Source organism: Terrisporobacter othiniensis, assembly GCF_000808015.1.
Classification (GTDB): domain Bacteria; phylum Bacillota; class Clostridia; order Peptostreptococcales; family Peptostreptococcaceae; genus Terrisporobacter; species Terrisporobacter muris.
The window spans coordinates 1-8,761 of sequence record NZ_JWHR01000094.1; the positions used below are offsets into that span (position 1 = coordinate 1).

The window sequence follows — 8,761 nt, forward strand, 5'->3', positions numbered from 1 at the left end:
CTATTATTTCTAATATATTTAAATTTGCATATTCTATACCAAAATCATCTATAGCAATTTTAAATCCATTATTTTTTAAATTTTTTATTGTAGTTTTTATATTTTTTAAATCTTTAATACCAATCTTTTCTACAATTTCTAAACAAATACTTCCTGGTTTAATTTTATTTTCATTTGCTATTTCTATTATTTTATTTACAAAGTATTCATTTTCCAATTCTTCAAATGATAAATTAATAGATATGTAAAAATCTTTATTTTTATAACAATTATAATTACTTATCACTTTATAATCGTAAATTACTCTTTCTAGAATCCACAGATTCATTTCCACAAACATATCAGATACTTTTATATCTTTAATAAAACATGATGGAGGTAATATTTTATTATTTTTATATTTAAGTCTTAATAAACTCTCAAATCCAACTACCTCATTATTATTAGAGTTTACTATTGGCTGATAATATAATATAAAATTATCATTTTTCTTATTTAATATTACTTTTCTTCTAGTTACTCTCTTTTTAACAAATGGATATATAATCTTATACGAAATAATTGCAATTAATAAAAATATACAACATAAAATAGCCAAGTGCATTGCTATAATTTCTTTTCTGAAATACTTATTATATAAATTCAATAATTTATTGTTATATTGTGATTTGTATTTAGTATTTATAACCTTATCAAATTTTTTTATTATATGTCTACTATTTTCATTTCCAACTATATAAGTCATACCAGCTGAATATTTAAATATTTTATTATAATTTGTCAATGAATTATTACCTTGTGGTAAAGATATTAGCTCAACTTCTCCCCTTTTAAACATATTAATACATTCATCAAGATTTTTTCCTCCTATTAAATCTATGTTAACATTTTTAGATTTAAGTGCGTTACTTATCCAACTATCACCTAAATCTCCTTTAATATATGCAAGTTTCTTTTCATTTAAATATTTTAGATTTCCATATGAAATATTCATATCTTTTATATACATTTTTTTATTATCTAAGGATATATAATTTTCTGAATAAATCAGTTCTTTAAATCTTTCTTCACTATAATGTAATCCTAATAATATATCTATTTCCTTACTTTTTAATTTTTCTAAGCCACTATCAATATCAACATTTACATATTCATATGTTATATTTGCATCTTTACATAAAATATCTAAAAATTCATGATAATACCCAGTAATATTGTTATTCTTGTCTTTATAATAATATGGAGCATATGAATATAAACCCACTTTAATATTCTTATCTTTTTCAAGTGAAAATATCTCTATATTTGAGAAAATCACTAATAAACATGTAAATAAAATAGCTATAATTTTTTTATTTGTATTCATATTATATCCCCCAAAGATTTAATAAATTTTCATTTCATATTTATATAATATTAAAACAATGTCATATATTGTAAAAATATGTCAAATATTATAATATCTCACACACCCCAAAATTACAAGTCCTTATATAATTTAATTCATTAAAAAATATAATAATTTTCTTACAATTAAAAAGACCCTCTAGTTAATTTTTAATATTTCTTCACTTAACTAGATGGTTTCTAAGGTTAATTCTTCATGCTTTACAAATTGTTATTATTTTTAAGAATTATATCTCAAATAATAACAATCTCCTTTCATTCTATCAAATTTTATTAATTTGAATCTAGCGTGATATTTTTTAGATTTTTATTCATACTAGACTATAATGTGTATTGATTTTCATTGTGAGTATAAATTAAATTTGTAGAAATATATAAAATTATGGAATAAAGTATAAAAACTATAGTAATATATTAACAAAAAAAGTTATGTAAATGATAAATTATATTTACAAATAAAAAATATCCCCAATAGTATATTGTAAATATACTATTGGGAATATTTTAATTATCTAATATTTATTTAAACTACTTTTTCTTCTCTTTCTTCTTTCCAGCACTCTACATTCTCTAATCCTGCTATATTTGAAGCATCAAATACAGGTTCTTTTATTCCAGCATTCTTTTGATCTGAATAATCTTTTAAAGCTATAAATGCATATTTACCAAGTAGAGCTATAGCAACTAAGTTTATTACTGCCATGATTCCCATAAATACGTCTGCTAAATCCCATACTAATTGTACTTTTGCAACAGATCCAAATAGTACCATACCAACAACCATTGCTCTAAATACATTTAATATAGTTTTATTTTTACTCATAAACTCTATGTTAGATTCTCCATAGTAGTAGTTTCCAACTATTGAACTGAAAGCAAATAATAATATACAAATCGCTATAAATACATTTCCTATTGGTCCTATTTGAGATGAAAGTGCAGCTTGTGTTAATTCTATTCCCTCTAAACCAGCAGTTGCATAGTCAGAGTATAAAAGTATCATAAATGCTGTACATGAACAAATTACTATTGTATCTGTAAATACACCTAATGTTTGTATTAAACCTTGTTTAACTGGATGAGTTACGTCTGCAGTTGCAGCAGCATTTGGAGCTGACCCCATACCTGCTTCATTTGAAAATAATCCTCTTTTTATACCAACTAATATCATACCACTCATTGAACCTACAGCCATTTCTCTAAGCCCAAAAGCACTTTCAAATATTGCCTTTATTATTCCTGGTATTTCTCCTATGTTTATTACTACAACAAATAAAGAAACTAGTATATATAATACTGCAAATATTGGTACTATTATTTCAGATACCTTTGCAACTCTATGTACACCACCGAATATTATTACTCCTGTTAATGCAGCAAGTATTAAACCTATAACTAATCTATTCATACCAAAAGCATTATTAAATGCTGCTGTTATTGTATTTGATTGAACTGCATTGAATATAAACCCGAAACATATTGTTATAAGTATTGAGAATGCTACTCCCATACCTTTACTTTTAAGACCTTGCTCCATATAATATGCAGGTCCTCCTCTAAATCCTTCACCATCTTTTATCTTGAATATTTGTGCTAGTGTAGATTCAACAAAACTTGATGCCGAACCAATAAGTGCTATAAGCCACATCCAAAATACTGAACCAGGTCCTCCAGCAACAACTGCCATTGCGATACCTGCTATATTTCCTGTTCCTACACGAGATGCAGTCGATATACAGAAAGCTTGGAATGATGAAACAGCTCCCTCTTTTTTCTCTCCCTTTGCTCCGTCTCCTAAAAGTCTGAACATTTCACCGAAAAATCTAAACTGTACAAACTTCGTCCTAAAAGTAAAATAAAGTCCTAATGTAATTAACATTATTATAAGTACTTTAGACCATAAAAGTTCGTTTACAATTCCTACTAAATTATTTAATAATTCCATTGTATTTCCTCCTCCAATAATATGTATATTTTTATTTTTTGTTTAATTAATGTGAAAAATGATTTTTATATGCGTCTGTCATTCATTTAAACTAATTATATGATATATTTTCCTAAAATACAACATAATTTTGCATAATTTTATCATTAAATTGCAATTTATTTTATAAAAGATTCAAGAAACCATTTTCCTTGCAATTTTTTCATTCAAAAAAGAAGATATTTTGAAATAATTTGCAAGATTCATTTCAAAATACCCTTTTAAACATATTTATTTAATTTTCTCTACATACATAAGTATTACCATCTACAGATTGAACCATTTCAAAATCAGTATCATTTTTTTGAATTATATACATACTATATATACGATTAATTTTAAATTCAAAATTTTGACTAATTATTTCATTTCCCGTTGTACTATCCTCCAGTGATATTTTATATTGTCCTGCTGGTAAGTATACATAAGGTGTTTGATCTCTATACGTAATATTATTAACACCAGGATTATTATTATATAATAAATTAACACTTCCTAAGTTTGGTGCTATATTTATAGTTCTAGCAATAGCCTTTTCTTTTGATGGTATATAATCAAGAGACTCTTCAACAAATATCATACTTTCTTCTCCTGAATTTCCAGTTGTAGACATAGTAAATACCTGATCCTTTGGTAATGGAAGAGAAGCCCTAATTAAAACTTCCATCGTTCCACTTTTATATACATCTATTTTATGAATATCCTTTATTAAATAAATATACGGAGTAAATTCTTTATATTTTACATCTTTAAAAAATGGAACGCCTCCAATATATACATCAATAGCCTCACCACTTGGTAGTGCATTAAATACCCTAACTAGAGATTTTCCCTTTTCTATTTTAAAACATTCCAAATCTCCCAACCCCCTTTGTTTGAATTTTATATTATAATATGCTAAAAATATTTTCTTGATACTTTATGTTTATAAACATGAGTTTATTGTGTAGTTCTTACATATAAAAAGGGATTCAAAATAAATATTTATTTTGAATCCCTTTTTACATTTTTACTATTATTAATTTTGTTGTATTTCCTTACCACACTTTTCTACTTTATCTTTTTCAGTCATGTTGGAAAATATATTTGCTATTATTGCTCCTGATATGTTATGCCACACACTAAATATAGCACCTGGTACTGTTGCCATTGCTAAGTTAGGAAATGCTGTAGTTGCAAGACCTGATGCCAGACCTGAGTTTTGCATACCTACTTCTATAGCAATAGTTTTTCTCTTAACCAAAGGTAGTCCAAGTACTTTTGCTATTCCATATCCACAGGCATATCCTCCACAGTTATGAAGTATTACCACGACAAATACTATTGCACCTGTAGTTAATATTTTATCTGAGTTTGCTGAAACTACTGATGCAACTATTAAAACTATGGCTATTACAGATACTAAAGGTAATATTTTTGATATTTTCTCTGTTGCTTCTGAGAATAGTTTATTAATTATAAGTCCCAAACCTATTGGTATAATTACTACTTTTATTATAGATAAAAACATTCCAAAAGCATCTATTTCCACTGTAGCTTTTAATAGTAAATAAGTTATTGCTGGAGTTAATATTGGTGCTATTAGCGTTGATACTGTAGTCATTCCTACTGATAATGCCACATCTGCTTTTGCTAAATAACTCATAACATTTGATGATGTACCTCCTGGACAAGTTCCCACAAGTACTAGACCAACTAATAATGCATCCTCCAATCCAAATCCTTTACCAAGTGCAAACGCAAGCAAAGGCATAACAGTAAATTGCGCTATACAACCTATTATTACTTCTTTTGGTCTTTTAAAGACTATGGCAAAATCACCAGGTTTTATAGTAAGACCCATTCCAAACATTACTATCATTAATAAGTAATTTATCCAAGATGTTTGTATCCAGTTAAGAGACGTGGGTACAAATAAAGCTACTGCTGCTACTATAAGTACAATAATTGCCATATACTTCCCAACAAATTTACTTACTTTTTCTAATGTTTCCATTATCTTTCCCCCTTTTTAATTTTTAACTTCTCTAATAAGCAAAGTATGACTTCTTAGTCACATGAAATCTTTTACAACATATGACTAAAGAATTTTTAAGCAATGTCATTGCCTAGAGTGAATTTTTTATTTTAAATAATTAACATTATTTAACTTCTTTATATTAGAGTTCTAAAACTGCTCCTCTATCACCAGAAGTAACCATTTTGCTGTATCTTCCTAGGTATCCAGTAGTTATTTTAGGCTCTCTAGGAGTCCATGCTTTTCTTCTTTGCTCTAATTCTTCATCTGATACTTCCATATTAAGAGTTTTTTCATTTATATTTATTTTTATTAAATCTCCTTCTTTTACTAAAGCTATAGGACCTCCAACTGCTGCTTCAGGTGAAACATGTCCTATGGATGCACCTCTAGATGCTCCTGAGAAACGTCCATCTGTTATAAGCGCCACACTTTCTCCTAGACCCATTCCTGCTATGGCTGAGGTTGGATTTAACATTTCTCTCATTCCAGGTCCCCCTTTTGGACCTTCGTATCTTATCACAACCACATCTCCAGCTACTATTTTCCCACCTTTTATTGCATCTATAGCATCTTCTTCACAGTCGAACACTCTTGCTGGTCCTTCGTGTACCAGCATTTCATCACAAACTGCTGATCTTTTTACTATAGAACCATTTGGTGCAAGGTTTCCCTTAAGTGCAGCAAGTCCTCCAGTTTCACTATAAGGATTTTCTATTGTTCTTATAGTTTCTTTATCTTTATTTACACACCCTGCTATATTTTCCCCTACAGTTTTACCTGTTACAGTTATTATGTCTGTATATAATAATCCTTTTTTATCAAGTTCATTCATTACTGCATATACTCCACCAGCTTCATTTAAATCTTCCATATATGTATATCCTGCTGGTGCTAAATGACAAAGGTTTGGAGTTTTAGCACTTACCTCATTAGCCAAATCTAGTGTTAATTTTACTCCTGCCTCATGAGCTATTGCTGGTAAATGAAGCATAGAGTTAGTAGAACAACCCAGTGCCATATCTACTGTTAATGCATTCATAAATGCTTTTTCAGTTAATATATCTTTTGGTCTTATATTTTTTTCATATAACTCCATAACTTTCATTCCTGCATGCTTTGCAAGTTTTATTCTTTCTGAATAAACTGCTGGTATAGTACCATTTCCTTTTAATCCCATACCAATTGCTTCTGTTAAACAATTCATAGAGTTTGCTGTATACATTCCAGAGCAAGATCCACATGTTGGACAAACTTTATTTTCAAATTCTGTAACTTCTTCTTCAGTCATATTTCCTGCAGCAAAAGCTCCTATTGCTTCAAACATTGAAGATAAACTTCTCTTTTCTCCTTTAACACGGCCGGCAAGCATTGGTCCTCCACTTACAAATACTGTAGGCACATTTACCCTTGCAGCTGCCATTAAAAGTCCAGGTACATTTTTGTCACAGTTTGGCACCATAACTAGTGCATCTAGTTGATGAGCAAGCGCCATAGATTCTGTTGAATCTGCTATAAGCTCTCTAGTTGCTAAGGAATATTTCATCCCTTCATGTCCCATTGCTATTCCATCACAAACTGCTATAGCTGGAAATACTACAGGTGTTCCACCTGCCATAGCAACTCCAAGTTTCACTGCATCAACTATTTTATCCAGATTCATATGCCCTGGTACTATTTCATTGTAAGAACTTACTATACCAACTAGTGGTTTATTCATTTCCTCTTCTGTATGACCCAGTGCATTAAATAAAGAACGATGTGGTCCTTGCTGCATTCCTTTTCTCACATTATCACTTTTCATGTTATTTCCCCCCCTATAATTTATATATTCTCAGTTTTCAGATAATTATTTTTGTATTAAAATGTGTTATAATACTATTATCAAATAGTTGTTAGACATCTTTGATAGTTGTATAACATAATATTAGTGCTACATATGTATAATGTCAATTATAATTTTCAGAATATTTAAATTTATAGTTCTGTTAATTAAAACATTATGAGAATCATTTTATGTATAATTAATAAATTTCTAGGAGGATTATATGAAAAGAAAAGAACCTTCACTATCTTTACAAATTGCTGATGATTTAAAAGAAAAAATAATAGTAAAAAAAGAATATAAAATTGGAGATAAACTACCCAATGAAAATTTATTATCAGAAGAATTAAACGTTAGTAGAACTACATTAAGAGAAGCTATTAGAATCCTTGTAACAGAAAATATTCTTGAAATAAAACGTGGTAGGGGGACTTATGTTATTAATAATACCCTAGATAATCATGACCTTGGTAAACTTAGTAATACTGTTTCTGATTTAAAAGACTTACTCGAACTTAGACTTATAATAGAACCTATGGCTGTTTATTATGCCACTCAAAGAGCCACTGAAAAAGATATGGAAAACATCTTGTATTATGGTCAAAGAGTAGAAGAAAAAATTTTAAATAAGGAAGATAGAAATGAAGATGAACAATATTTCCACAATGCTATTGCCAAAGCCAGCCATAATTCCTTTATAAAAGATTTAATGCCTATAATAAATGAAGCCATTAATAAGGGGGTTTATTTATCTAAAGAGTTTGATAAAATAAATGAATTAACTCTAAGAGACCATAAAATGATTATGGACTTTATAAAAGATAGAAATGCTGAAGGCGCTAAGGTTGCCATGGAGTTACATATTATAAATGCCATGTCCGTGTTTGGCATACAAAGAAGCTAAATTTGTTAATAAATTATTTTTCGAAATTTTCTGAAAACTTAGTAGCTTTTCTAACTATTTTTGTATATACTATATTTATAGTAATAAATAAAGTTTATTACTGATATAGTTAAATAAACTAAGAATATTTTAAAAGGAAAGGTGATTACTTTGAAAAATGAAAATTGTGAAAATAAAGTTTGTAAACATGTTATAGGATTTGATCCAATTAAATGCGAATGTAAAACTGTTATAATGTGCAATTTACAATCTGGAGGAAAAACTCTTTTTAAGCTTCAAAAATTAATGAACGGTGTTAGTTACGATATAATGACACTAAAGTTACATCAGCTTGAAGGAATAGGTTTGATTTATAAAAGCGTAAATTATGCATATCCTACTGAAATAAAATACTTCTTAACTATAAAAGGTTGGGAATGTGTAAGATCACTACGTAACTACGTTGATGTTGATAGTATAGCTGTATAGGATTTTTTTACAAATGATGTATTTAAAATATATAAAATAATAAATGCCAAGTAAAATTACTTGGCATTTATTATTTTATATAAACTTCATATTTTAGTATATTACCTCTAAAATTTCAAAACTTATTTATTAGTTACCTTTTAGTAAGTATTATAT

Annotated in this window: 7 protein-coding genes; 2 read left to right on the forward strand and 5 right to left on the reverse strand. The window is 28.1% G+C overall.

Going from position 1 to position 8,761, the window contains the following annotated elements:
- From QX51_RS10385 to ilvD, 5 genes are all read right to left on the reverse strand, one after another.
- Nucleotides 1–1,366: EAL domain-containing protein (locus tag QX51_RS10385; RefSeq protein WP_039679852.1), on the reverse strand; the 1,366-nt coding region annotated here is incomplete at its 3' end.
- A 564-nt stretch (nt 1,367–1,930) separates the two neighbouring features.
- Nucleotides 1,931–3,352: an alanine/glycine:cation symporter family protein gene (locus tag QX51_RS10390; RefSeq protein WP_039679853.1), complete on the reverse strand. Its 1,422-nt coding sequence runs from the start codon at nt 3,350–3,352 to the stop codon at nt 1,931–1,933.
- Between the two features lie 274 nt (nt 3,353–3,626).
- Nucleotides 3,627–4,247, reverse strand: coding sequence for a DUF4397 domain-containing protein (locus tag QX51_RS10395; RefSeq protein WP_039679854.1), 621 nt, complete (start codon nt 4,245–4,247; stop codon nt 3,627–3,629).
- Nucleotides 4,248–4,409: 162 nt separating this feature from the next.
- On the reverse strand, nt 4,410–5,387 hold the full coding sequence (locus tag QX51_RS10400) for a bile acid:sodium symporter family protein (protein ID WP_039679855.1): 978 nt from the start codon (nt 5,385–5,387) through the stop codon (nt 4,410–4,412).
- A 163-nt stretch (nt 5,388–5,550) separates the two neighbouring features.
- Nucleotides 5,551–7,212 carry a dihydroxy-acid dehydratase gene (gene ilvD / locus QX51_RS10405; protein WP_039679856.1) on the reverse strand — a complete coding sequence of 554 codons (1,662 nt, stop codon included), beginning with the start codon at nt 7,210–7,212 and terminating at the stop codon, nt 5,551–5,553.
- Between the two features lie 244 nt (nt 7,213–7,456).
- On the opposite strand from ilvD, the gene QX51_RS10410 reads away from it, so the two are divergent.
- Nucleotides 7,457–8,137 (forward strand): FadR/GntR family transcriptional regulator, encoded by a 681-nt coding sequence (locus tag QX51_RS10410; protein WP_039679857.1) that lies wholly within the window; start codon nt 7,457–7,459, stop codon nt 8,135–8,137.
- A 150-nt stretch (nt 8,138–8,287) separates the two neighbouring features.
- Complete coding sequence (locus tag QX51_RS10415; protein ID WP_039679858.1) at nt 8,288–8,605, forward strand: winged helix-turn-helix transcriptional regulator; 318 nt, start codon at nt 8,288–8,290, stop codon at nt 8,603–8,605.
- Nucleotides 8,606–8,761: the final 156 nt, after the last annotated feature.

What these genes read in the sequence shown, in the direction of transcription:
- QX51_RS10410 (WP_039679857.1), top strand. Translation starts at nt 7,457, where the DNA reads ATGAAAAGAAAAGAACCTTCACTATCTTTACAAATTGCTGATGATTTA.
- QX51_RS10400 (WP_039679855.1), bottom strand. Translation starts at nt 5,387, where the DNA reads ATGGAAACATTAGAAAAAGTAAGTAAATTTGTTGGGAAGTATATGGCA.
- ilvD (WP_039679856.1), bottom strand. Translation starts at nt 7,212, where the DNA reads ATGAAAAGTGATAATGTGAGAAAAGGAATGCAGCAAGGACCACATCGT.
- QX51_RS10390 (WP_039679853.1), bottom strand. Translation starts at nt 3,352, where the DNA reads ATGGAATTATTAAATAATTTAGTAGGAATTGTAAACGAACTTTTATGG.